Annotated in this window: 18 protein-coding genes and 7 pseudogenes; 13 read left to right on the top strand and 12 right to left on the bottom strand. The window is 66.9% G+C overall.

Translation table 11 applies throughout. The features are described from left to right. Nucleotides 1–192: 192 nt before the first annotated feature. Nucleotides 193–1854, top strand: coding sequence for an anti-phage dCTP deaminase (locus tag ACFJIX_RS07050; RefSeq protein ID WP_377158715.1), 1662 nt, complete (start codon nucleotides 193–195; stop codon nucleotides 1852–1854). Then, a complete protein-coding gene (locus tag ACFJIX_RS07045; RefSeq protein WP_377158714.1) occupies nucleotides 1841–2038 on the top strand; it encodes a hypothetical protein in 198 nt (65 codons plus the stop codon). Before ACFJIX_RS07050 ends, ACFJIX_RS07045 begins: the two co-directional genes overlap by 14 nt. Before the next feature lie 4 nt (nucleotides 2039–2042). On the opposite strand, the gene ACFJIX_RS07040 is transcribed toward ACFJIX_RS07045, so the two are convergent. Beyond that, nucleotides 2043–2552, bottom strand: a complete 510-nt coding sequence (locus tag ACFJIX_RS07040) for a hypothetical protein (protein ID WP_377158713.1) — start codon at nucleotides 2550–2552, stop codon at nucleotides 2043–2045. A 925-nt stretch (nucleotides 2553–3477) separates the two neighbouring features. Between ACFJIX_RS07040 and ACFJIX_RS07035 the strand changes: the two genes are divergently transcribed. Beyond that, entirely contained in the window at nucleotides 3478–4554 is a 1077-nt protein-coding gene (locus ACFJIX_RS07035; protein ID WP_377158712.1) for an alkene reductase, read from the top strand. Between the two features lie 77 nt (nucleotides 4555–4631). Here ACFJIX_RS07035 and ACFJIX_RS07030 read toward each other — a convergent pair whose 3' ends face one another. The 5 genes from ACFJIX_RS07030 to ACFJIX_RS07010 all read right to left on the bottom strand — a co-directional run bounded on the left by ACFJIX_RS07030 (nucleotide 4632) and on the right by ACFJIX_RS07010 (nucleotide 8104). After that, nucleotides 4632–5198, bottom strand: coding sequence for an MOSC domain-containing protein (locus ACFJIX_RS07030; RefSeq protein WP_377158711.1), 567 nt, complete (start codon nucleotides 5196–5198; stop codon nucleotides 4632–4634). Next, nucleotides 5164–6519, bottom strand: coding sequence for a GAF domain-containing protein (locus ACFJIX_RS07025; protein ID WP_377158710.1), 1356 nt, complete (start codon nucleotides 6517–6519; stop codon nucleotides 5164–5166). The genes ACFJIX_RS07030 and ACFJIX_RS07025 overlap by 35 nt, the downstream gene beginning before the upstream one ends. 291 nt (nucleotides 6520–6810) lie before the next feature. Further along, nucleotides 6811–7356: a hypothetical protein gene (locus ACFJIX_RS07020; protein ID WP_377158708.1), complete on the bottom strand. Its 546-nt coding sequence runs from the start codon at nucleotides 7354–7356 to the stop codon at nucleotides 6811–6813. Next, nucleotides 7353–7592 carry a hypothetical protein gene (locus ACFJIX_RS07015; RefSeq protein ID WP_377158706.1) on the bottom strand — a complete coding sequence of 80 codons (240 nt, stop codon included), beginning with the start codon at nucleotides 7590–7592 and terminating at the stop codon, nucleotides 7353–7355. Before ACFJIX_RS07015 ends, ACFJIX_RS07020 begins: the two co-directional genes overlap by 4 nt. After that, nucleotides 7589–8104 (bottom strand): hypothetical protein, encoded by a 516-nt coding sequence (locus ACFJIX_RS07010; protein ID WP_377158704.1) that lies wholly within the window; start codon nucleotides 8102–8104, stop codon nucleotides 7589–7591. The genes ACFJIX_RS07015 and ACFJIX_RS07010 overlap by 4 nt, the downstream gene beginning before the upstream one ends. Before the next feature lie 422 nt (nucleotides 8105–8526). Here ACFJIX_RS07010 and ACFJIX_RS07005 point away from each other — a divergent pair, with 422 nt between their 5' ends. Beyond that, complete coding sequence (locus tag ACFJIX_RS07005; protein WP_377158703.1) at nucleotides 8527–8787, top strand: DNA-binding protein; 261 nt, start codon at nucleotides 8527–8529, stop codon at nucleotides 8785–8787. 82 nt (nucleotides 8788–8869) lie between these two features. On the opposite strand, the gene istB is transcribed toward ACFJIX_RS07005, so the two are convergent. Both istB and istA read right to left on the bottom strand, forming a co-directional pair. Further along, nucleotides 8870–9658: an IS21-like element helper ATPase IstB gene (gene istB / locus ACFJIX_RS07000; RefSeq protein ID WP_377155421.1), complete on the bottom strand. Its 789-nt coding sequence runs from the start codon at nucleotides 9656–9658 to the stop codon at nucleotides 8870–8872. Further along, a pseudogene (gene istA, locus ACFJIX_RS06995) lies at nucleotides 9651–11183 on the bottom strand (IS21 family transposase). The gene istB and the pseudogene istA overlap by 8 nt, the downstream one beginning before the upstream one ends. Before the next feature lie 529 nt (nucleotides 11184–11712). Here istA and ACFJIX_RS06990 point away from each other — a divergent pair. Then, nucleotides 11713–13577 (top strand): annotated as a pseudogene (locus ACFJIX_RS06990) (phosphoenolpyruvate carboxykinase (GTP)). A 203-nt stretch (nucleotides 13578–13780) separates the two neighbouring features. Here the strand turns inward: ACFJIX_RS06990 and ACFJIX_RS06985 are convergent. Continuing rightward, nucleotides 13781–14023 carry a hypothetical protein gene (locus ACFJIX_RS06985; RefSeq protein WP_067279865.1) on the bottom strand — a complete coding sequence of 81 codons (243 nt, stop codon included), beginning with the start codon at nucleotides 14021–14023 and terminating at the stop codon, nucleotides 13781–13783. A 282-nt stretch (nucleotides 14024–14305) separates the two neighbouring features. Here ACFJIX_RS06985 and ACFJIX_RS06980 point away from each other — a divergent pair, with 282 nt between their 5' ends. The 3 genes and pseudogenes from ACFJIX_RS06980 to ACFJIX_RS06970 form a co-directional block, all read left to right on the top strand. Then, nucleotides 14306–15541, top strand: coding sequence for a LysR family transcriptional regulator (locus ACFJIX_RS06980; RefSeq protein ID WP_377158702.1), 1236 nt, complete (start codon nucleotides 14306–14308; stop codon nucleotides 15539–15541). Continuing rightward, nucleotides 15517–15891, top strand: a complete 375-nt coding sequence (locus ACFJIX_RS06975; protein ID WP_377158700.1) for a hypothetical protein — start codon at nucleotides 15517–15519, stop codon at nucleotides 15889–15891. The genes ACFJIX_RS06980 and ACFJIX_RS06975 overlap by 25 nt, the downstream gene beginning before the upstream one ends. Before the next feature lie 97 nt (nucleotides 15892–15988). Beyond that, nucleotides 15989–16087: pseudogene (locus ACFJIX_RS06970) on the top strand (SEC-C metal-binding domain-containing protein); the annotation flags it as partial. Between the two features lie 78 nt (nucleotides 16088–16165). Here the strand turns inward: ACFJIX_RS06970 and ACFJIX_RS06965 are convergent. Then, entirely contained in the window at nucleotides 16166–16966 is an 801-nt protein-coding gene (locus ACFJIX_RS06965; protein ID WP_377158698.1) for an IclR family transcriptional regulator, read from the bottom strand. A gap of 93 nt (nucleotides 16967–17059) precedes the next feature. On the opposite strand from ACFJIX_RS06965, the gene ACFJIX_RS06960 reads away from it, so the two are divergent. The 4 genes and pseudogenes from ACFJIX_RS06960 to ACFJIX_RS06945 all read left to right on the top strand — a co-directional run. Beyond that, nucleotides 17060–17227: a hypothetical protein gene (locus ACFJIX_RS06960; protein ID WP_377158697.1), complete on the top strand. Its 168-nt coding sequence runs from the start codon at nucleotides 17060–17062 to the stop codon at nucleotides 17225–17227. Next, nucleotides 17215–18049: pseudogene (locus tag ACFJIX_RS06955) on the top strand (Bug family tripartite tricarboxylate transporter substrate binding protein). Before ACFJIX_RS06960 ends, ACFJIX_RS06955 begins: the two are co-directional and overlap by 13 nt. A gap of 19 nt (nucleotides 18050–18068) precedes the next feature. Beyond that, nucleotides 18069–19272: pseudogene (locus tag ACFJIX_RS06950) on the top strand (CaiB/BaiF CoA transferase family protein). A gap of 52 nt (nucleotides 19273–19324) precedes the next feature. Further along, a pseudogene (locus tag ACFJIX_RS06945) lies at nucleotides 19325–20119 on the top strand (citryl-CoA lyase); the annotation flags it as partial. Nucleotides 20120–20173: 54 nt separating this feature from the next. Here the strand turns inward: ACFJIX_RS06945 and ACFJIX_RS06940 are convergent. Further along, complete coding sequence (locus ACFJIX_RS06940; RefSeq protein ID WP_377158695.1) at nucleotides 20174–21016, bottom strand: metallophosphoesterase; 843 nt, start codon at nucleotides 21014–21016, stop codon at nucleotides 20174–20176. A gap of 141 nt (nucleotides 21017–21157) precedes the next feature. On the opposite strand from ACFJIX_RS06940, the pseudogene ACFJIX_RS06935 reads away from it, so the two are divergent. Beyond that, nucleotides 21158–21581 (top strand): annotated as a pseudogene (locus tag ACFJIX_RS06935) (universal stress protein). Between the two features lie 71 nt (nucleotides 21582–21652). Here the strand turns inward: ACFJIX_RS06935 and ACFJIX_RS06930 are convergent. After that, nucleotides 21653–21874, bottom strand: coding sequence for a hypothetical protein (locus ACFJIX_RS06930; RefSeq protein ID WP_377158694.1), 222 nt, complete (start codon nucleotides 21872–21874; stop codon nucleotides 21653–21655). Nucleotides 21875–22107: the final 233 nt, after the last annotated feature.

Raw genomic sequence — 22107 nt, 5'->3', positions numbered from 1 at the left:
GCGCCTTTTCGCGGCGGAGCGCGCGAGAACGGCGAGCACTGTCAATGAGCGCGACATGCATTTTTCATCCTGCTTTTACTCACTTTCAGCTGTCCATGGCGGCGCTCTGGTGCGCTACCGGGCGGCGAGGCATGACTTGGATTTGCAGGAGCGAAAAAGGGCGTCGCGGACTCACGACGGCGTCGAGGCCGGGTGAAATTCGACCGTTCGGAACGGGCGCAGGATTTCGGTCTGTTGCCGCCGGAGATCTGGATGAACTCGAAACTGAAAGTCGTGACCCCGCCCGCCGCCCAGTTCGGTCAAATGCGGTTCGAACACCTGACCGCCAAGGAAAGGATTGATTCGACGCACACGGAAGAACTGGTCATCGCCCTGTGCGGGCCCCTTGGCTCGCCCATGAACGACGTCGCGCGCAAGTTGGAGCAGGTGCTCCGCGACGTGTTCGACTACGAGACAGTGGTCCTTCGGGTGGACCAGTACGTCCAAGACTTCGCAACACGTCAAGGGCAGGCGCTCCCGCAGCGGCCGGCCGAACGACGCAGTGCCTTGATCGAGTACGGAAGTCTGATGCGCACCGAATTCGGAGTGAGCGTCCTTGCAGAACTCGCCGTCAACCACATCCGGTACGGTCGCGGGAGGACCGCCATCGCCAATGGCAGCCATGAAGCTGGGGCGCGTCGCATCTGCCACATCATTGATTCCATCAAGAGCCCGCAGGAGCTCGATCTGCTGCGCACGGTGTACCGGGAACTGCTCTACGTGATTGGCGTGCACTCGCCCTTGTCCGATCGCGAGGTCATGTTGAAGGCCGAAGGTCTGGAGATCTCCGACATCGCGGCACTTATGGATCGGGAATCGGGCGAGGAGGTTGCAGTTGGGCAGTCGGTGGAGCAGACCTTCTCCCGATGCGACTTCTTTCTGCGCATGGACTCCTACACGGAATCGCAACTTCGCACCCGCGTCGAACGGTTCCTGCATCTCGTGCTGGGATCGCGGGTCATCACGCCGACCCGCAGCGAGACGGCCATGTATGCGGCAGCCTCCGCCGCAGGCAATTCCGCATGCCTGTCGCGGCAGGTGGGAGCGGCCGTCACGGATGAATCCGGCGAGGTGCTCGCAATCGGATGGAATGATGTGCCACGTCCCTTCGGGGATCTTTACGTCACCGACCTTGCCTCCGATCCGAGCGGCGAGCGCGACAAGCGTTGCTGGAACTTTGGCGAGAAGTGCCACAACGACGAGGAGAAGAGCCTGTTCGCTGCGCACGTGGTCGATGCCTTGGCTCCGCTGATCAAGGATGGTGAGCACCGGCGCGCGACGGAAGTGGTCGCGAAGAACAAGAAGCTGCGTGGCCTGGTCGAGTTTTCGCGAGCGATCCACGCGGAAATGCACGCGCTCCTGACTGCATTGCGCCAGACCGGCGAGCGGGTTCTAGGAGGCTCGATCTTCGTGACCACCTACCCGTGCCACGCTTGCGCCCGACATCTGGTGGCCGCTGGCATCCGGCAGATCCACTTCATCGAGCCATACAAAAAGAGTCTCGCGATCAAGCTGCATGCAGACGCGCTGACGGAGTCGGACCAGCCCGGCAGGGTGAAGCTGATTCCGTATGACGGCGTGGCACCCGCGCGTTACTTGAGTCTCTTCAAGATGGCGCCCGACTCTCGGAAAAGGGCAGGCAAGCTTCTACAAATCCCGTCGGGCGCCGCCACGCCAAAGCTGGAGAAGAGCTTGGCCGCCTTGCCCGTGCTGGAGTCACTTGTCATCGAATCGCTGCGAGAGCGCAGCTTGATTGCCGACGACGAGTCCAAGCTTCCTCATACAAACGGAGTTGCTGAACATGAAGCAACCTGAACCGATCGCGCAACAGACGACGACGGGTGCCAGCGTGGTGTACCTGGACGAAGCAAGGGCTCGAAGGGAATCGGCGATACGCCACGCCATCTACGCCGCAATCCGTGACAGCGTCCGCCACATCGACATCACTCGTGGCCGCCGGATGGCCGAGGCTCGGGAGCGCGCGACCTACACCTGCTGAGCGGTCAAACCTGAAACGCCCCCGGCGAATACGTCGTCCCCGCCGGCACTTCCTTGAGCCCGCACGGGTGCTGGTACTGCATCGCCGGCTTGAGCACCTGGCCGTCGACGACGCCCGCATCCACCGCACGCCCGATCAGCGGCGAGTCCGGCCGCAGCCGGAAGTCGTAGCGGTCCGCGTCGACGAAGCTGTCCAGCTCGACGAAGTAGTTGTGGTGCTGCTCGCGGTCCGGTCCGGCCGGCAGCTCGTGCTTGCCGCACAGCAGGTTGTTGATCAGCCGCAGCTTCTGCGCCTGCTGCGCCATGCGCAGGTACACGCCACCGGCCTGGCGCCGGTCGACCAGCGTGTTGTTGATCAGGTGCAGCTCGTTGCGGCGGTTGGACAGCCCCTCGCTGCCATACGCGATCAGGTGGTAGTTCTCGCTCGACGGGCTCTGCTGGATCACGTTGCCCATCACCAGCGCGACGCCGCCGTTGGGGGAACTCGAGCTCGAAGCTCGCGCGGCCCGTCTCATCGGTCAGGCGGTTGTAGAAGAGGTGGTTCACCGCGGCACGCGACTTGAGCAGATGGCCCGATGCGCCGTGGTGGAAGTAGCTTGCGACCACCGACAGCTTGCCGATCGCCCCGACGTAGCAGGTGTGCGTGCGGCCCTCTCCAGGCGCGATCGGGCCGAAGTCGCAGGACTCGATGCGCAGCTCGATGCCGGCGTCGTTGCCGGCGAGCAGGCCGTTCTCGTTGTCCTGGAAACGGCAGTCGCGCAGCGTCAGCGAGCCCCGCTCCAGGCGGATGCCCGCGCCGTTGCGGTCCGGCACACGCGCGCCGACGAAGTCGAAGCCCTCGATCGTCATCCGTTTGCCGGTCGTGACGAAGATCCCCTTGCCCTGCGCATGCGCGCCCTTGGCCACCATCCGGGCGCGGCCGCCGACGGCGCGCAGGGTCAGGTCGTCCTGCGGCCAGACGGCGACGTCGCCGGCATAGTCACCGGCCTGCACCTCGATCGTCATGCCGGCCTTCGCCTGCGAGGCGGCCGCCGCCAGCGTCTTCACCGGATGGTCGGGCCCCACGTGCATCACGGCGCCCGACGCGCCGCCTCGCTGCGCGCGAGCCGACAGCAGCCAGGGCGCCAGCCCCAGCGAGGCGCCGGCCTGCAGAAGCCGGCGGCGTCGAGATTCGAGCGAGGAACCGAAGGGCATCGACAGGCTCCCGAGTCGTGGCGGTGGAGGAGGGGCGCCGCGCGGAGGGGGTCGGCGTCCCCCGGCAGCCGGGCGAGTGTAGCCAAGCGTTTCAGCGCGGCCGTGAAGGTCACGCAAGGCCCCAGCCGGCGTCCGGGCTGTCGCCTAGGCGCTGCGACGGACCCTTTCGCTCGCTAAGCTGCGATCCATCCTTGTCCGGCCCCGCCGGGCTTCACGCCACATCCATTCCGCATCCTCGATATCGACATGCCCAGTCTCTTCGATCCCTTGCAAGTCGGCGCCGTCTCCCTGGCCAACCGCATCGTCATGGCGCCGCTCACGCGCAACCGCTCCGTCGGCCTGGTGCCGGGACCGCTCGCGATCGAGTACTACCGCCAGCGCGCCAGCGCCGGCCTGATCATCAGCGAAGGCGCCCAGATCACGCAGGAGGGGCAGGGCTACCTCGACACGCCCGGGATCCACTCGCCCGAGCAGATCGCGGCGTGGAAAAAGGTGACGGACGCTGTCCATGAAGCCGGCGGCAAGATCGCCGTGCAGCTGTGGCACGTGGGCCGCATCTCCCATGCCGACTTCCAGCCCGGCGGCGCCAAGCCGCTGTCGGCGACGGATCGTCAGGCCAATAGCAAGACCTTCACCAAGGATGGCTTCGTCGATGTCGCCGCGCCGCGCGCGCTGAAGACCGAGGAACTGCCCGGTGTCGTCCAGTCCTACGTCCATGCGGCGAAGGCGGCGATGGCCGCGGGCTTCGACGCCGTCGAGGTTCACGGGGCCAACGGCTACCTGCTGGACCAGTTCCTGCGCAACAGCATCAACGACCGCACCGATGCCTACGGCGGCTCGATCGAGAACCGCTCGCGCCTGCTGCTCGAAGTGATGGCGGCCATCGCCGGCGCGATCGGTGCCGATCGCACCGGGCTGCGCCTGTCCCCGGTCACGCCGGTCAACGACGCGGGCCAGGACAGCGATGCGCAGGCGCTCTTCAACCATGTCGTCGAGCAGCTGTCGCCGATGAAGCTGGCCTTCCTGCATGTCATCGAGGGTCACACCGGCGGGCCGCGCGATGTCGCGCCGTTCGATTACGACGCGCTGCGCGAGCGCTTCAAGGGCGTGTACATCGCCAACAACGGCTACACCCGCGAGATGGCGATCGACGCTGTCGCCAAGGGCCATGTGGATGCGGTCGCCTTCGGCCGCAGCTTCATCTCCAACCCGGATCTGGTGCGCCGGCTGAAGCTCAACGCCCCGCTGCAGAAGGCCCACTCGGCCACGATGTATGGCGGTGGCGCCGAGGGGTATACCGACTATCCGGCGTTGGCGGACTGAGGGCTTCAGTACTGCCACCGCCGCTGGCCCTCACCCCCACCCTCTCCCGCAAGCGGGAGAGGGAGCAAGAAGGGCGATCAGCGCTGGGTCTTAGCCCGGAAGAGCTCCGCGATGGAGACCTCGCGCGGGCCGGGGCGCACGGTGAAGGTCTGGCCGGCCGTGATCGTGCCGGGCTGCCGCACCGCGAGGTAGAAGCCGCACCATCCGCTCTGGGTCATCATCTTCGCGGCCTTGTTGAAGCCCATCACCGCGTTGAATTTGAAGCAGGGATAGCGCGGCTCGCTGACGGCGAGCTCGCAGTCCGGGAAGACCAGCACGTCGCCGATCCAGGCGTCGCCCTCGGCGAGGCCGGAGATCGTCAGGTTCTCGCCCATCGCCCCCCACGGGAGCGCGTCGTCCCAGCCCGCGACCTGCGCCTGCGCGCGCACGGTGCGCCAGAAGGCGTAGTGCTCGGACGGGTAGGCGTAGACGGCCTTGGACAGGCCGCCGTGGACGCTGGGATCGGCTTGCTCGTCGCCCTCCAGGCCGAGGGGCCGGACTTCGATCGCGCCGTCCACCGGACGCTTGCGGATGCCCGTCATGACCGGGCGCCCGTCGATGAGCAGCGGTTCAGCGCGGGCCGTGTTCAGACTGATCAGTTGCATCGGGCGATTCTGCCGCAGGCCTCAGCGGCGGCGGAGGCGTCGGAGGCCGGAAGGCGGCCGGCGTGGTCTCGACGAGACCAGCCTCCTGTCGACGCAGCGCGTCGCGCAGGCCGTCGAGCTCGCGCGCCTGATCGCGCTCGCGCCGCAGATGGTCGAGCGCGAAGGACAGGTCGCCGGCCATCTCGTCCATGAGCCCGAGCACCTGCGGGCTGAAGTAGCCCGGCTCGCCGGCGAGCAGGGTGAGCGCGCCCACGACCTCACCGCGACGGCGCAGCGGGAAGGCGGCCATGGCCTCGACGCCGGGCGGGATCAGCGGCGCGCCGGGGACGGCGAGGCTCGGGTCCTCCAGCGCCCGGTTGCTGACCTGGTGCGTGCCTTCGAGGATCGCGCGCGTCGCCATCGAGCTGCGCGCGAAGGGCGAGTCGCGCGACCACTCGCGGGGCGCGCCGGGCATCAGTCGGTCGCCGGGACCGTGCTCGGCGACACGCTCGAAGTGATCGCCATCGAACAGCACCACGGCCGCGAAGCGGGCATGGCCCGTCTCGACGCAGATGCGGCAGAGGCCCTCGAACAGATGCTGCTCGGCCCGAGGATCATCGAAGGCCTCGGCCTCGCGGCGCACGATGAGCTGGTTGGTCTGCGACAACGCGACGTAGAGCCGTTGGAGCTGCTCGCGCGAATCCTGGCTGAGGCGGCGCTCGTCGTCATAACGCGTCCAGACGGTGCAGACGACGACGCTGCACAGGCCGCCGGTCAGCAGCACCAGCAGCAGGCCCAGGTGCGCGGCCTCCGTGGCGGCCTGCTGGGCGCGCTCGGTATCGACGCGGGCCTGGCTGAGCTGGAAGGCGATCAGCTCGTCGAGCATCCGCGTCGTCGCGAGGCGGCGCCGGTTCAGCTCGCGCAGCGTGTCCGGCGAAGCCCCCTGGCTCGCGGTGAGGGCGGTCCAGAGCTGGTCGAGCAGCGGCTGCGTGCGGGCGATGAGGGCGCTCTCGGCCGGCGTCATGCGCGTGGCGAGGTAGCGGGTCCAGAGCTGGCGGGTCGTGTCGGCGAGACGGCGGCCGCCGCTGTCCAGCTTGCCGGCATCGGGCTGTTGCGTCTGCGTGATCAGCAGCGTGCCCAGTTGGTGGGGACCGAGCGCGTGCTCGAGTTCGCGGAGCAGGTCGACGGGGACAAGGCGGTCCTCATACAGCGACTGCGCGATCCCGGCCAGCCGCTTCGACTGCCACCACCCCAGCAGCGCGGAAGCGGCAACCAAGGCGAGCGCCAGGCCCAGGACCAGGTAGAGGCGGGCGCGGAGCGAGAGGCCGGTGGGTGCGGACATGGGCGTCGGAGACCTCGCGGAGGAGGCGCCGAGCATAGGGTGTTTCGATGGGGGAGCCGATCCCCGAGGCATTGGGGGCTTTTGTCGAAGTCGCCCCATCTTGGAACTTGAGCCTTAGGCGCATCAATCACTTAGAGGATCGCTGCTTTTTCATCCTGATCCCCAAGATGCAGCTCATCTTGGAATCTTCCGGAAGAACGTGCGCTTCATGTTGGAACGACCGCGGAAGCGCCGGCCGCCCAGCGTTGCTGTGAGGTGCAGCCCCGATCCAGCGAGCTGAACTCTACGGCTTTAGAGGCTCGCCCACGCACGCGGTGACGTCACGCAGGTCCACGCAGGCATTCCGGGAAGCGCCGCATATTTCGCCTGAACCGCGGCCAAGCAACTGGCTGCGGAACGCGAGCGCTGGCTGAGCTCTGCCAGTCCCTTGTCGCCGGCAGTCGCCTTGTCCGTCAGCGCCAGTCCGGGGCGGTAGTACTGGTCGAGGCTTCGTCCCGTGTCCTGCGCAAAGTAGGCGTTCGTCAGTGGGCAAGCATCCGTCCCCTTCGACGAGGCTGATGGCTGATTGGCCGCGATGACGGCTCGCCAGTAGGTATCGCCGGCCATCAGGTACGCATGGGCGTTCGCGTGGTTGGGGTAGGAGTTCATGTAGGCCTTCAGCGCCTTATCAAATCGCCCCTCTCGATAGGCCCGGTCCCCTTCATCGTTCAGTGCGGCCGCAGCCTTCCGATCCTCAGTGGTCGCAGTGGTGACTTCGCCGGCGCATGCCAGCTGAACTGCAAGCAGCGAGGCCAAGACTGGGGCGAAGAGGGCGCGCGTGGGTGCCTTGGTGCTCATCGTTCGCGCTCCGGCTTGCCCTTAACGGTCAGAAGGGCGACTCCTCGCCCGTCGGCGGTGCGGTGGCTGAGAAGCGCTTCATGAATCGCCGGCCAACGTGCGAAGTCCATCACCGTCACGCAGCCATCGGAGACGTTGCCGATGTGGACGTAACGGCTGTTGTTGCCGAACAGGATCGGGAACCACACCTGATCGAACGTCAGTTGAGGTTCCACTCGCCGGTAAAAGCGAGTCATGTTTGCATCGTGGGGACGTCAGGCAGAAGCACGGTGTACGTGCCCGGCGGCAACGGGAAAAATCCGGTGCCCCACACGGTGTTCATGGTCACCGTCGACTTGATCCCCGCAACGTCTAGCACTGCCGTCTGTTGGGGGAGGCGCTCGTTGCGGGCCTGGGAGTACCAACTCTCCTCGTACTTGCCATACGTGACTGTGATGTGTGCCGGCGTCGCCTTCGGCGCGATCAAGCCAAGGTGCTCTTTCGCGTTGGCATCGGTGAGGCTCATCACGCGACCTTTCGCCGCGCCTTCCATGACCGTGAAGTACGTGCGCCCACCGCGGCTCTGGACTCCCGACACCTTCGTGTACTTGAAGAGCGACAGACGCTGATTGGATCCCTCGGCTAGGGCCTGCAGCCATCCGTCACTACCGACCTTGTTGACGTACATCACCAAAGGCGGCGCCGCGGCTCGCGTCGAGCCTAAGGGCAGGTGGGCACTGGCGCTGGTCAAGGGGCGGTCGCTGGGCACGTTCGAGTTCCTTCTTCGTGGAGATGGGCTCAACTACGGTTGCCCAAGTACCAGCCGAAGATTCCACGGCCGCTGGCCTGCGAAAGTGGCTAACGTCAACTGGAGCGAAGTCATACCTTCCGGCGCGCCAGATGTCTGGCGCCAAGAGCGGGCACCAGGAGGATTGCGCACGGTCATCATTGCCGTAGGCGATCGCATCTAGCCAACATTCCCGGTCCTCGGACCTTAGTGGCAATGAGCCAGGTCTCGCGAGTCGATCAGATTATGTGCGAGGAGAATATACTATTTGCACATAATCTCATCGGCGCGCGAATTATATTATAAGAAACGCCAATCGAGCGTAATGTCCGATCAGGGCGCAAGGGGTTGATACGGAGGTGCGATAGCTCTTACAGTCGGCGCGCCCCAAAGGGTGGCCACTCATGACAAATCGCACCACTTTCACTCACGGCAGGTACGAAGAACTTCGAGCTTCAGTCCGAAGCGAATTCACTGCTCGTGGGGAATCGATCGCCGACTGGTCGAAGCGGCAAGGCTTCCGACCATATGCTGTCTATCAGGTCTTGAGTGGGCGCACACTTGCGACAAGAGGCGAGGCCCATCGCATAGCTGTGGCCTTGGGGCTGAAGCCGGAGCCGCTCGGTCCGCCCCTACCGATATCAGCAGAGGAGAACAACATGTAGCGCACGTAGTGTTGATTTCCACTCGATCCTGACCCGCCGTTTCCATCTAATCCTGACCCACCCTTGTTCGAGCCACTGAGGCTCAGGCTGTGGGTAACTTCTTGGTTTTGGACTCCTTCTGGGTGGGTTGTGCTGAGCTGTTTTTGAACCGGTAGCTCTCGTTGCCGGTTTCAAGGATATGGCAGTGGTGGGTGAGCCGGTCCAGCAAGGCTGTGGTCATCTTGGCGTCGCCGAAGACGCTGGCCCATTCACTGAAGCTCAGGTTCGTCGTGATGACGACGCTGGTGCGCTCGTAGAGCTTGCTCAGCAGGTGGAAGAGCAGCGCGCCGCCCGATGAGCTAAACGGCAGGTAACCGAGCTCGTCGAGGATCACCAGGTCCATATGGGCGAGCCGGTGCGCCATCTGGCCCGTCTTGTTGTTCAGCTTCTCCTGCTCCAGCAGGTTCACGAGTTCTACCGTGGAGAAGAAGCGCACTCGCCTGCGGTGATGCTCTAGCGCCTGCACGCCGATGGCAGTGGCCAGGTGGGTCTTGCCCGTGCCCGGCCCACCGACCAGCACGACGTTCTCGGCCCGGTCCATGAACTCGCCGCGGTGCAACTGCTTCACCAACGCCTCGTTCACCTCGCTGTGCGCAAACTCGAAGCCAGCCAAGTCACGGTAAACCGGGAACTTGGCCTGCTTGAGCTGGTACGCGACGGCCCGCACCTCGCGCTCGGCGGACTCTGCCTTGAGCAGCTGAGCCAGGAAGGGCTGCGCGGCTTCAAACGCCGGTGCGCCTTGCTCGGCCAGGTCGCCCACGGCTTGCGCCATGCCAAACATCTTGAGCTCGCGCAGCGCGGTCATGAGCCCGTTGGTTGCTGAGTCACGCATTGCGGACCTTCCTTTCTTCGCGCAGTGCGTCGTAGCGGTTCACGTTGGCCTGCGGCTCGTTGGTCAAGCGCAGCGCGTGCGGGGCGTCCACGGGCGGTGGCGCGGCCTTCCCGTCCACCAGCCGGTGCAGCACGTTGAGCACGTACATCTTGGTCGGCGCGCCGACCTCCAGGGCCAGCTCGACGGCTGCCAGCACCGCCTGCTCCTCGTGGTGCAGGACCAGCGCCAGGACGTCGACCATCTCTCGGTCACCGCCAGGCTTCTTGAGCAGCTCGGCCTGCAGCCGCTTGAAGGCCTGCGGCAGCTCGACAAACGGCGCGCCGTTGCGCAGCGCGCCAGGCTTGCGCTGCAGCACCGCCAGGTAGTGACGCCAGTCGAAGATCGTCTTGCCGAGCGTGTCGTGCCGGCGGTCGATGAACCGCTGGTGCTCGCAGATGATGTTGCCTTCGGCTGCGACGACGAGTCTGTCGGCGTAGACGCGCAGGCTCACCGGCCGGTTGGCGTACGACGCCGGCACGCTGTACCTGGTGCGCTCGAAGGTGACCAGGCAGGTCGGTGAGACGCGCTTGGTGTGCTCGATGAAGCCGTCGAAGGGGCGTGGCAACTGCATCAGCAGCGGCCGCTCCTCCTGCCAAGCGTCGTGCACGGTGCCTGGCAGCTTGCCGTGTGAGATCTCGGTCCACAGCGCCTTGCAGCGCTCCTCCAGCCAGACGTTGAGCGCGTCCAGCGAGGGGAAGGCTGGCACAGGCTGCCAGAGCCGGTGCCGGGCGTCGCGCACGTTCTTCTCGATTTGGCCCTTCTCCCAGCCCGAGGCTGGGTTCAGGAGAACTCGACCTCGAAGAGGTAGTCGGCTGACCAGCGCGGCGAAGCGCGCATTGACGTCGCGCGCCTTGCCGCTCAGGACCTTGTCCACGGCGGTCTTCATGTTGTCGTAGATGCCGCGCTTGGGCACGCCACCGAACACGCGGAAGGCGTGGTTGTGAGCGTCGAACAGCATCTCGTGCGTCTGCAGCAGGTAGGCCCTCATGTAGAAGGCCCGGCTGTGGCTGAGCTTGAAGTGCGCCACCTGCAGCTTGGTGCGCTCGCCGGCGAGCACGGCCCAGTCCTCGCTCCAGTCGAACTGGAAGGCCTCGCCGGGCTCGAAGACCAGTGGCACGAAGGTGCCGCGGCCCGTGGTCTTCTGGGCCTCCTGGCGCTGAGCGCCCAGTCCCGCGCGAAGGCGGCCACGCGGTTGTAGGAGCCGTCGTAGCCGAGTTCCATAAGCTCAGCGTGCATCTGCTTCAAGGTGCGCCGCTGCTTGCGGTTCTTGCCGGACTCGGTCTTGAGCCACTGGGCCAGCTTCTCCGCGAACGGATCGAGCCGGCTGCGGCTCTCTCGCTTGGCGTACGACGGCTCCTTGTCGTCGCTGCGCAGGTACTTCCGGATGGTGTTGCGAGACAGGCCGGTGCGCCGGGCTATCTCGGATGGACAACTGCTCACGCAGGGCCCATCGCCTGATGACACTTAGTGTCGCCACGTCAATCACTCCAATGCTCCTGCCGCAAGTTGCGGCAGGCTAGGGTTCATACGTGGGTCAGGTTTGAACGGAAATCAGTGCGGCCGGTGGGTCAGGATTCGGCGGCAATCAACAGACGGGGGCTCGTGAGCGCTCGCAGCACTCGATCACTAGCGCTACCCCTGGCGTGGGCCTATTGGCCAGACTCAGTTTTCAGCTTGGTGTGCATCGAAGCGGTTGAGCTGAGCGAATCCATTCCAAGATGAACCACACATCGTTCCAAGATGAAGCACCTTCGACAGCTTTTGGCACCCCGCTTGCCCACGCCTTCGCGCGCGGCCTTGGCAAGCCGAGCATCAAACCATTCCAGAAACGCATAACCCCCGCGCGCGTTGGAGTTACGGCGTGATTACATTGGAAGCAGTGTTCGGCGAAGCACCACGCTGAGGCGCGGCATTGGGTCAGCTCCGCGGTCTCCTCCTCTGAAAAACAGGGGCGGGAGCCACCGGAACGGAGCTGACCCAATTCCGCTTTTCATATCCTCAAATTGGGAACCGCCATGAACCAACCCGTAATGGAAGGCTTGCGCCTGAACGTACCGGCTTACGTCAAACACCAGCGTCTCGTCGCCTGGGTCGCCGAGATCGCCGCCCTCACCGAGGCGAAGGACGTCTACTGGTGCGACGGCAGCCAGGCCGAGTACGACCGCCTGTGCCAGCAGCTCGTCGACGCCGGCACCTTCCAGAAGCTGAACCCGGCCAAGCGCCGGGCAGCTACCTCGCGTGGAGCGATCCGAGCGACGTCGCGCGCGTCGAGGACCGCACCTTCATCTGCACGAAGAACAAGCTCGACGCCGGTCCCACGAACAATTGGATGGAACCTGCCGAGATGCGCGCGCTGCTGCAGAACGGCGACAACGCGCTGTTCCGCGGCGCCATGCGCGGACGCACCCTGTACGTCGTGCCGTTCTCGATGGGCCCGATCGGCTCCCGATCGCCCACATCGGCGTCGAGCTGTCCGACAGCCCCTATGTCGCCGTGAACATGCGCATCATGACCCGCATGGGTCGCGCGGTGCTGGACACGCTGGGTGACAACGGCGAGTTCGTCCCTTGCGTCCACACCGTCGGCGCGCCGCTCGAAGCCGGTCAGGCCGACGTCAAGTGGCCTTGCAACAAGACGAAGTACATCGTCCATTACCCTGAGACCCGCGAGATCTGGTCCTACGGCTCCGGCTACGGCGGCAACGCGCTGCTGGGCAAGAAGTGCTTCGCGCTGCGCATCGCGTCGACGATGGGTCGCGATCAGGGTTGGCTGGCGGAGCACATGCTCGTCCTGGGCGTGACCTCGCCCGAAGGCAAGAAGCACCACGTCGCCGCCGCCTTCCCGAGCGCCTGCGGCAAGACCAACTTCGCGATGCTGATCCCGCCCACCGGCTTCGAAGGCTGGAAGGTCACCACCATCGGCGACGACATCGCCTGGATCAAGCCCGGCAAGGATGGCCGCCTGTACGCGATCAACCCGGAAGCCGGCTATTTCGGCGTCGCCCGGGCACCAACGTGCAGACCAACCCGAACTGCATGGCCAGCCTGGACAAGGACGTCATCTTCACCAACGTCGCGCTGACCGACGATGGCGACGTCTGGTGGGAAGGCATGACCGACACGCCGCCGGCCCATCTGGTCGACTGGCAGGGCAAGGACTGGACCCGGCGATCGCCAAGGAAACCGGCGCCAAGGCCGCCCACCCGAACGCCCGCTTCACCGTCGCCGCGACCAACAACCCGGCGCTGGACGCCGAGTGGGACAACCCCGCCGGCGTGCCGATCGACGCGTTCATCTTCGGCGGCCGCCGCTCGACGACCGTGCCGCTGGTGACCGAGGCCCGCGACTGGACCGAAGGCGTCTACATGGCCGCGACCATGGGCTCCGAGACCACCGCCGCGGCCGCCGGCCAGCAGGGCGTCGTGCGCCGCGACCCGTTCGCGATGCTGCCCTTCATGGGCTACAACATGGCGGACTATTTCCAGCACTGGCTGACGCTGGGCGCCAAGCTGGCCCAGTCCGGCGCCAAGCTGCCGGCCATCTTCTGCGTCAACTGGTTCCGCAAAGGCGCCGACGGCAAGTTCGTCTGGCCCGGCTACGGCGAGAACATGCGCGTGCTGAAGTGGATGCTCGAGCGCGTCGACGGCCAGGGTCAGGGCGTCGAGCACGCCTTCGGTACCAGCCCGCGCTACGAGGACCTGAACTGGCAAGGCCTGGCCTTCACGCCGGAACAGTACAAGACCGTCACCCACATCTCGAACGAGGACTGGGCGACGGAGCTGAAGCTTCACGACGAACTGTTCGTGCAACTGGCCCAAGGCCTGCCGGCGGAATTGCCCGCCACCAAGGCCAAGATCGAACAGCGTCTGGCCCAGGCCTGATCGTTCCCCGAATTCCACCCGGCGACCGCCTCGAAAGAGGCGGGTCCGGGGAAGCCCGAAAAGGCAAAGCCCGCTCGAAGTGATTCGAAGCGGGCTTTTCTTTTGCTTAGTCCGAGTGCGATGGCCAATGAGAGCCTGCGCTCACATCACACCGTCTCCGGACCAGCGACCGGGCCCGTACGGCGCCCGGCGGGGTCGGCTGATCAGCCGTTACGACGGGCGTTCGCGGCGCGCAGCTCAGCGGCGAAGGAGGGCATGCTCTCTTCGTACTGGGCGGCGAGGGCCAGGATCTCGCGCTCGGCGCGAGCCATCTTGGCGGACTCGATGCGGGCCTTGACGTTCGTGATCGTACGGGCCCAGACGCGGGCACCGATGGTGGCGAACGTGCCGCCGCGACGCACCGTGCGGCTCAGCGGAAGACCGAAGGTTTGGGTAGCGACGCTCATGGCGATTTCCTTTGATTGGCTTGTTGGGTCGGCTCTGTAGAACCGATGAGCGAACTATAGGGTTTCCCCTAGGCATGCCGCCAATGAAAGATGGGCATCGAATGTATAAACAGCGTGCATATCATTGGGCGGATCGCGTTCAACCCGTGATGGCCGTCACGCCGCCCCGCGCCGAGTGCCAAGGAATGCGCAAGCTGGGGCCACGATGACCTGTTTGAGGGCCTTCTTCGTCCCGTTGCGCCACCGCCACCTTCGCGCGTTTTCCGTGAAAAAGTGCCTTCCATGAGCTTCCGGAACCTCGATCTGAACCTGTTGAAGGTGTTCGACGCCGTGATGGCCGAGCGCTCCATGACGCGCGCCGCGGAGCGCTTGTCGATGACGCAACCGGCGGTCAGCCATGCGCTGAAGCGGCTGCGCGAGGCGCTCGGCGAGGACCTGTTCGTGCGCCAGGCCTTCGGGATGAAGCCGACTTCGCGGGCAGAAGGGCTCTGGCCGGACGTCCGATCGGCCCTGACGCGGCTGCGCGTGGCGCTGGATCCCGGCGACTACCAGCCGACGTCGGAGGAATACACCTTCCGCCTCGCCATGGCCGACGCGACGGCCGCGCTGATCCTGCCGCCGCTGATGCAGCAGCTGGAGCGCATGCGGGCCCTGGCCAACGTCCACGTGCTGCCGCTGACGACCCGCGACCCGCGCCTGCTGCTGGAACAGGGCGAGACGGATTTCGCGCTCGGCTACTTCCCGAACGCGGTCGCCGCGCTGAAGGGGCAGGGCGACATGGCGGCGATCCGGCAGCAGCGGCTGTACGACTCGTACTACGTCTGCGTGATGCGGCGCGGCCATCCGCTGGCCGACCAGGAGCTGACGCTCGACGCCTTCTGCCAGGCGCATCACCTGCTGGTCAGCTTCTCGGGTCGGCCCTACGGCTTCGTCGACGAGGCGCTGGCGGCGCTCAAGCGCAGCCGCCGGATCGCGCTGACCGTCAACCAGTTCTTCACCGCCGGCCGCGTGGTCGCGCATTCCGACCTGCTGACGGTGCTGCCGCAGTCCTTCATCAGCGCCACCGGCTACCAGGAGGCGCTGATCTACCGGCCGCTGCCGATGCCGCTGTCGCCGGTGCACGTCGACGTGCTCTGGCACCTGCGCAACGAGGACCGCAGCGCCCAGCGCTGGATGCGCGAACGGCTGATCGACGCGGTGCGGCCGCCGTCCGTCGACACCCCTGCCGACGCGACCGGCGACGATCGCGCCCATGAGCATTGCCCACGACCTTTCCGACGCCGAGTTCGACGAACTCGACGAACTCCTCGCCATCACGCCCGAGCCGCTCGAGCCGCTGGACGCCTCGATGCTGGACGGCTACCTGGCCGGCGTGCTGGTGCAGCCCCGCCTGATCCCCGATCGAGGAATGGCTGCCGCCGATCTTCGACTACGAAGGCCGCGCGCTGCCCGACGACATCGACCGCGCCTGGCTGGCGCGCATCCGCTCGCTGGTGGAGCGCCGCTTCGCCTCGCTGAACCAGAGCATGCTGGAGCAGGGCTGGTTCTACCCGGTGGTGCTGGACCTGGAGGCCGAAGAAGCGGCTGCGGAAGACGGCGAAGCCCCCGCCGAGGGCGCCGCGGAGGCTTCTGCCGACGCCGCCGTCGACGCGGAGGCTGAAGAGCCCGTCGATCCGGACGCGCCGCAGTTGCCCGAAGACCCGATCACCCAGGCGTTGCTGCCGTGGGTCGGCGGCTTCGAGTACGCCGCGGTGACCTTCCCGACCTGCATGAGCAGGCCGACGACAACATCAACGCGCTGCTGGCGCGCCTGTATCGCCATCTGCCGGCCGAGACGCCGGAAGAGGTGGAGATCGTCGAGCTGTTGAACGAGGAGCATCCGCTCAGAACATCGACGAGGCCATCGAAGACCTGATCCTGACGGTCGTCGACCTGCAGGAAGCGACGGAGCAGCAGCGCTACCACGTCGAGCAGGTGCGCCGCGACACGCCCAAGCTGGGCCGCAACGATCCGTGCCACTGCGGCTCGGGCAAGAAGTTCAAGAACTGCCACGGCGCGGCCTGATCGCCGCCGATCGTCACGCCGCTCCCGGGGAGCGGTAGAGACTCCCGACGCCGGCCCTTGTGCCGGCGTTTTTCATGCTCAGCCGCCGGCCGCGAAGTCGGCGACCGACACCGTGCGCAACGCGTTTTCCAGCAACGCGACATCGCCGCCGAGCAGCCGGCTGGCCTCGCGCGCGGCGCCGAGCACGGCGCGGCAGGCGTCCAGCATCGTCTCCGGCGGCGACAGCCGCACGCGCGGTCCGGAAAGGGCGATCGCGCCCTGCACGCGCCCGTCGATGGCCCACACCGGCGCGGCGACCGAGGCCGTGTCCGGCTCGCGCTCGCCATAGGAGGCGGCCCATCCGCGTTCGCGGATGGCCGCGAGGCCCTCGTCCCGATCGCTCAAGGCGTCCGAGAACGCGCACAACACCTTGCCGGACGCGCCCTGGTGCAGCGCGTACTGCTGCCCCACTGCCACCGCCGCGCGCACCGAGCGCGCCGGCTCCCAGCGATAGAGCGCGATCCGCGCCTCGCCATGACGGACGTAGAAGGACGCGGTCTCGCCCGTGTCGGTGCTGAGCTGCTTGAGCAACGGTTCCACGATCGGCCCGACATGGAACGAGCGCTGGTAGATCGTCGCCAGGCGCAGCGGCGCGGGTCCGATCGCGTACTGGCCGTCCGGCAGCCGCCGCACGAAGCCGCCGTGCTCCAGCGCGGCCAGCAGCCGCAGCACGGTGCTCTTGTAGAGGCCCGTGCGCCGCGACAGCTCCGCCAGCGACAGGGCGTCGTCGTCCTGGCCGAACGCGCCCAGCAGTGCGAACGCGCGATCGAGCACGGCCACGCCGCTCGATGCGGCGGTGCTGTCGGCGGTATCGGAAGAGGAGTCGTCTTTGTCGGCCACGGGTAATCCCTCGTCTCATGCCCGGTGAGACGTCCTACAGTTCTACCAAACAAACCGACGTTCTGCTAGATAGAACAAACACGGAGACGCGACATGACGCAGTTCCTGATCCGAGGCACCGCCTTCACCCTGATCGCCGCAGCCAGCGCGGGCGTGACCACGACGGCGGCACTGGCTGCCGATGCGGCGTTCCCGACGCAGCCCATCAAGCTGATCGTTCCGTTCCCCCGGGCGGCGGAACCGACATCGTGTCGCGGCTGATCCTCGAGAAGGTGCGCGAGGACACCGGCTGGACCTTCGTCGCGGACAACAAGGCAGGCGCCGGCGGCAACATCGGGCTGGACGCCGTCGCCAAGAGCAAGGCCGACGGCTACACGCTGGGCATGGGCCAGACCGCCAACCTGGCGATCAACCCCACGCTCTATCCCAAGATGCCGTACGACGCGGCCAAGGCGTTACGCCGGTCGCGCTGGTGGCTGGGCAGCCGGTGGTGCTGGTGGTCTCGTCGTCCTCGAGCTTCAAGACCGTGGGCGATCTCGTTGCCGCCGCCAAGGCAAAACCTGGCACCTTGACCATGGCCTCCGCCGGCAATGGCACGGTGGGCCATCTGACGGGGGAGCTGTTCTCCAGGCAGGCCGCCATCCAGGTGACCCACATCCCTACAAGGGGGCCGGCCCGGCGGCGACGGATCTGCTTGGCGGGCAGGTGGATTACTACTTCGCGACGCCGCAGACGGTCGTGCCCTTCATCAAGGCCGGCAAGCTGCGCGCGCTGGCGATCAGTTCCGCCGCGCGGCTGCCGGTGCTGCCCGACGTGCCCACGGTGGCCGAGAGCGGCTTCAAGGGCTTCGACGCCTCGGACTGGAAGATGATCGTCGCGCCTGCCGGCACGCCGGCAGCAGTCGTGACACGGATGAACGCGCAGGTGCAGAAGGCGCTCTCGAAGGCGGCCATGATCGGGCAGCTGCAGTCCGAAGGCAGCGTGCCGATGGCCGGCACGCCGCAGCAGGCCGCGCAGTTCCTGCTGCGCGAGCAGAAGCGTTGGGGCGACGTGGTGCGCAGCGGCAACGTCAAGGTCGACTGAGCGCGCGACGGAGCCTCGCATGAGTCGATCTCCGCTCCGCGGCGTCCGCGTCCTCGAGCCTGACCAATGTGCTGGCCGGCCCCTTCGCCTGCCACCAGCTGGCTCACCTGGGCGCCGACGTGATCAAGGTCGAGGCGCGCGAGACCGGCGACCTCGCCCGCCAGCTCGGCGCCGACACGGCGCTGAACCAGGCGCACATGGGCGTGTCCTTCCTGGCGCAGAACCCCGGGAAGCGCTCGATCACGATCGACCTCAGAGCGGCCCGCCGGCAAGGCGGTGTTCCGCAAGCTGGTGGCGACGGCGGACGTCGTCGTCGAGAACTTCCGACCGGCGTGATGCAGCGCCTGGGCGTCGGATTCGACGAGCTGCGACAGGTGAATCCGCGGCTGGTCTATTGCGCGATCTCGGGCTTCGGCCAGGACGGCCCGCTGCGCGACCTGCCCGCCTACGACCAGATCATCCAGGGCATGTCCGGGATGATGAGCATCACCGGCGATCCGCACACCGCGCCCTATCGCGTCGGCCATCCGGTGGCGGACACGATCGGCGGCCTGACCGCGGCGATGGCCATCGCCGCGGCGCTGGCCGACAAGGAACGCGCCGAGGCGACCTTCATCGACGTGTCGATGCTCGAGGCCGCGATGGCGACGATGGGGTGGGCGGTGTCGAACCTGCTCGTCGCAGGACGCGAGCCCCAGCCGATGGGCAACGACAACGTGACGGCCAGTCCTTCGGGCACCTTCCGGACGGGGCAAGGCCTGCTCAACATCGCGGCCAACAAGCAGGAGCAGTTCGAGGCGGTCTGCGACACCGTCGGTCATCCGGAATGGAAGACCGATGCGCGCTTCGTCGATCGCCACGCGCGGTTGAAGCACCGCGCCGAACTCAAGCACCTGCTGGAGGCCGCGATGAGCGACCGCCCCGCTGCGGATTGGTGGCAGCGCTTCAACGACGCGGGCGTGCCGGCGGGGCCGGTGTACTCGGTCAAGGAGGCGCTCGCGCATCCGCAGGTGGCCGATCGCGGGATGGTCGCCCACTTCGAGAACGTGCCTGGCGTCGGCCGGGACGTCCGCGTGCTCCGCACCGGCTTCAAGCTGAATGGCCACGCGCCGTCGGTGTCGACGCCGCCACCGCGGCTCGGTCAGGACACGGAAGCGATCCTGGAAGAACTGGGCTATGGCGCCGCCGAGCGCGCCGCGCTGAAAGAGGGGAAAGCCGTATGAGCACCAGACGACGACAAGGCGCCCGCAGGCGACGGGCCGGTGCAAGACCAACGCGTGCCCGGACTGGTGGCGCACCTCGATCATCGAGATGTCGCCGGGCGTCATCCGCTATCGCGGCCACGCCATCCAGGACCTGATCGGACAGGTCAGCTTCGCGCAGATGATCTGGCTGATGACGCGCGGCGAGCTGCCCGGTTCGGAGCAGGCCAAGCTGCTGGACGTTGCGCTGATGGCCGCGGTCGACCACGGCCCGCAGGCACCGAGCATCGCCATCGCGCGCATGGCGGCGACCTGCGGCGTCGGACTCAACAACGCGATGGCGTCGGCGATCAACGTGCTCGGCGACGTGCACGGCGGCGCGGGCGAGCAGTGTGTGGAGATGCTGCAGTCGATCGCGGCGCGGATGGACGCCGGCGCCTCGCTCGAGGACGCGACCGTCGCGGGCCTGGACGAGGCGATCGAGCTGCGCGGCAAGTTCGTGGCGGGCTTCGGGCACCGTTTTCATCCGGTGGATCCGCGCGCGCCCCGTCTGCTGGAACTGGTCGACGAGGCGGCCCAGCTCGGCGTCGTGTCGGGCCGCTTCGCGGCCATCGGCCGGGCCGTTGAGGCGGAACTGCGAAGGCGCAAGGACGGCCGCCGCATTCCGATGAACATCGACGGCGCGACGGCCGTGATCTACGCCGAGCTCGGCTTCCCGGCGCCCCTGGCGCGGGGGCTGTTCTGCATCTCGCGCTCGGTCGGGATCCTGGCGCACGCGTGGGAACAGACGCAGCAAGGCGGCCGCAACAAGGGCCCGATGCCGCGCGAGTACCTGTGGACCTACGATGGTCCGCCGGCCAAGCGCTGAGGCTGAGCCACATCCGGCCGAGTGCGGTCGGGCTCGGCGAGCTGAGACCTGGGCTCAGACCTCGATGACGAGGTCCGGCCGGTAGTCCTCCTGCTCGCCCTTGTTGGCGTAGCCCAGCGGATTCGCGACGACGCGGCAGCGATGCGGCACCTCGCCGCGCGGCCCGGACGGCGATTCGACGACGTAGTCGTGGCCGCAATGCAGGTGGCCGTGCAGCCACAGGTCCGCGAAGGGCAGCAGGTCGTCGAGCGAATTGCAGAAACCGGCCGTGCCCGGCGTCAGACCGTAGCGCGGGTCGGCGCTGCGCAGGGTCGGGGCGTAATGGGTGACCGCCACCGTCCGGCCGTCGAAAGGCCGCGCCAGCGCTTCCCGCAGCCAGGCCTGGCATTCCAGCGCCAGGTCGCGCTGCCGCTCGGCCAGCATGTGCTGCCCGTCGACCAACGTCGAGAACCGGCGCAGGTAATGATTCGCCGCCCGGAAGGCCTTCTCGCGCGCCGCCAGCTGCTTGGTCGGCGTCGCCTCGCGCGCGGCCAGCGCGTCGAAGTCCGCCCACAGCGTCGTCCCGAGGAAACGCACGTCGCCGATGACGATCTCCTCGCGGTCCAGCCACTCGATGCCGAGATCGGCGCAGGTCTGGCGCAGCCGCGCATGGGCGGTGGCGAAGTCGATGCCGTCGTACTCGTGGTTGCCCGGCACGTAGAGCACCCGCGACCACGGCGCGCCGTCGCGCTTCGGCGAGAAGCGGCCCAGGCCGAAGTCGTCCGTCACCAGCCGCGAGCCGGCCTGGTACGAGCCGACATCGCCGGCCAGCACCAGCAGGTCGACGTCGGGCGCGGCCACGGTCTGGAAGTCGGTCTGGCGCTCGAGATGGAGGTCGGAGATCAGTTGCAGGCGCACGGCGGATCAGCGGAGGGCGGAAAGCGCGATTGTCCAACGTCAAGGACGAAGCAACCTGCGGCTCGCAAGCGGCTTTCCGGAACCGACCCTGTGCCACACTGTTCCGTGGCCGGACGTCGGCCGTCAGAGAGGGACCCCACGATGAAGATCCTCGTCGCCGTCGATGGCAGCACGTACTCGAAGCGCATGCTGGCCTATCTCTCCGCCCACGACGAGTGGCTGGGCGGATCGCATGACTACACGGTGGTGCACGTGGTCCCGGGCGTGCCGCCGCGCGCCGCCGCGGTCCTCGACAAGGCCGTGCTCGCCGAGTATTACGAGGACGAGGCCGCGAAGGTCCTCAAACCAATCCGCACGTTCATGGACAAGCGCGGCATCAAGGCCCAGTACGTCGTCAAGACCGGGCATGCGTCGGAAGCGATCACGGCCGTTGCCGAAAAGGGTCGCTTCGATCTGCTGATGATGGGCTCGCACGGCCACACGGCGCTGGGCAAGCTGGTGCTGGGTTGCGGTCGCCACGAAGGTCATGGCCCACAGCGACGTGCCGGTGCTGCTGATCCGCTGATCCGCGCCCCAGAGCCGCATGGGCGGCGTCACTGGAATGCAAAAGGCGCCCGCAGAGGGCGCCTTGCCGCGTCAGCCGCGCCGGGCGGCCATCCAGGACAGGGGCGACTCGATCGTGGCCGGCGGGGCGGATTCGGACTCCAGGCCGTAGTCGCTGCGCCGGAAGTCCTCGTACTCGCTGTCGTCGCCAAAGCTGGCTTCCATCCCGAAGGCGGTGCCCATGTCGGCCGGCTCCGGTTCGTGAGTGCCGGACGAGTTGCGACGGAAAAGGCGCAGGGCAGACGTGATTCGCATGATGGACCTCGTCGAAAAGCACGGGGTGTGACCGCCGCCCGGTGCCGATGCTGCGCCGCGCGGTGAAACACAGTTTGCGCGTCTTTGTCTTCAGGCAAATCCCCAGATCGCGGGTGCGGTGGAATCGCGTTCACAAATACACACAGATTGGGGCCTGCCCACCACAGGTGCGGCGAAATAACCACGCGCCCCTCTTAGGTGTGATGCCCCCCTCATTCAGGGGTGACTATGCT

This window comes from Roseateles sp. UC29_93 (genome assembly GCF_042695725.1).
GTDB classification, from domain to species: domain Bacteria; phylum Pseudomonadota; class Gammaproteobacteria; order Burkholderiales; family Burkholderiaceae_C; genus Roseateles; species Roseateles noduli_A.
This window is presented reverse-complemented; position numbering and strand designations above follow the sequence as displayed.

Coding starts and splice junctions, on each gene's coding strand:
- ACFJIX_RS06960 (WP_377158697.1), top strand. CDS start 17,060: ATGACGCAGTTCCTGATCCGAGGCACCGCCTTCACCCTGATCGCCGCA.
- ACFJIX_RS07040 (WP_377158713.1), bottom strand. CDS start 2,552: ATGAGACGGGCCGCGCGAGCTTCGAGCTCGAGTTCCCCCAACGGCGGC.
- ACFJIX_RS07030 (WP_377158711.1), bottom strand. CDS start 5,198: ATGCAACTGATCAGTCTGAACACGGCCCGCGCTGAACCGCTGCTCATC.
- istB (WP_377155421.1), bottom strand. CDS start 9,658: ATGCGTGACTCAGCAACCAACGGGCTCATGACCGCGCTGCGCGAGCTC.
- ACFJIX_RS07005 (WP_377158703.1), top strand. CDS start 8,527: ATGACAAATCGCACCACTTTCACTCACGGCAGGTACGAAGAACTTCGA.
- ACFJIX_RS07020 (WP_377158708.1), bottom strand. CDS start 7,356: ATGAGCACCAAGGCACCCACGCGCGCCCTCTTCGCCCCAGTCTTGGCC.
- ACFJIX_RS07025 (WP_377158710.1), bottom strand. CDS start 6,519: ATGTCCGCACCCACCGGCCTCTCGCTCCGCGCCCGCCTCTACCTGGTC.
- ACFJIX_RS07035 (WP_377158712.1), top strand. CDS start 3,478: ATGCCCAGTCTCTTCGATCCCTTGCAAGTCGGCGCCGTCTCCCTGGCC.
- ACFJIX_RS07045 (WP_377158714.1), top strand. CDS start 1,841: ATGAAGCAACCTGAACCGATCGCGCAACAGACGACGACGGGTGCCAGC.
- ACFJIX_RS06985 (WP_067279865.1), bottom strand. CDS start 14,023: ATGAGCGTCGCTACCCAAACCTTCGGTCTTCCGCTGAGCCGCACGGTG.
- ACFJIX_RS07015 (WP_377158706.1), bottom strand. CDS start 7,592: ATGACTCGCTTTTACCGGCGAGTGGAACCTCAACTGACGTTCGATCAG.
- ACFJIX_RS06930 (WP_377158694.1), bottom strand. CDS start 21,874: ATGCGAATCACGTCTGCCCTGCGCCTTTTCCGTCGCAACTCGTCCGGC.
- ACFJIX_RS06980 (WP_377158702.1), top strand. CDS start 14,306: ATGAGCTTCCGGAACCTCGATCTGAACCTGTTGAAGGTGTTCGACGCC.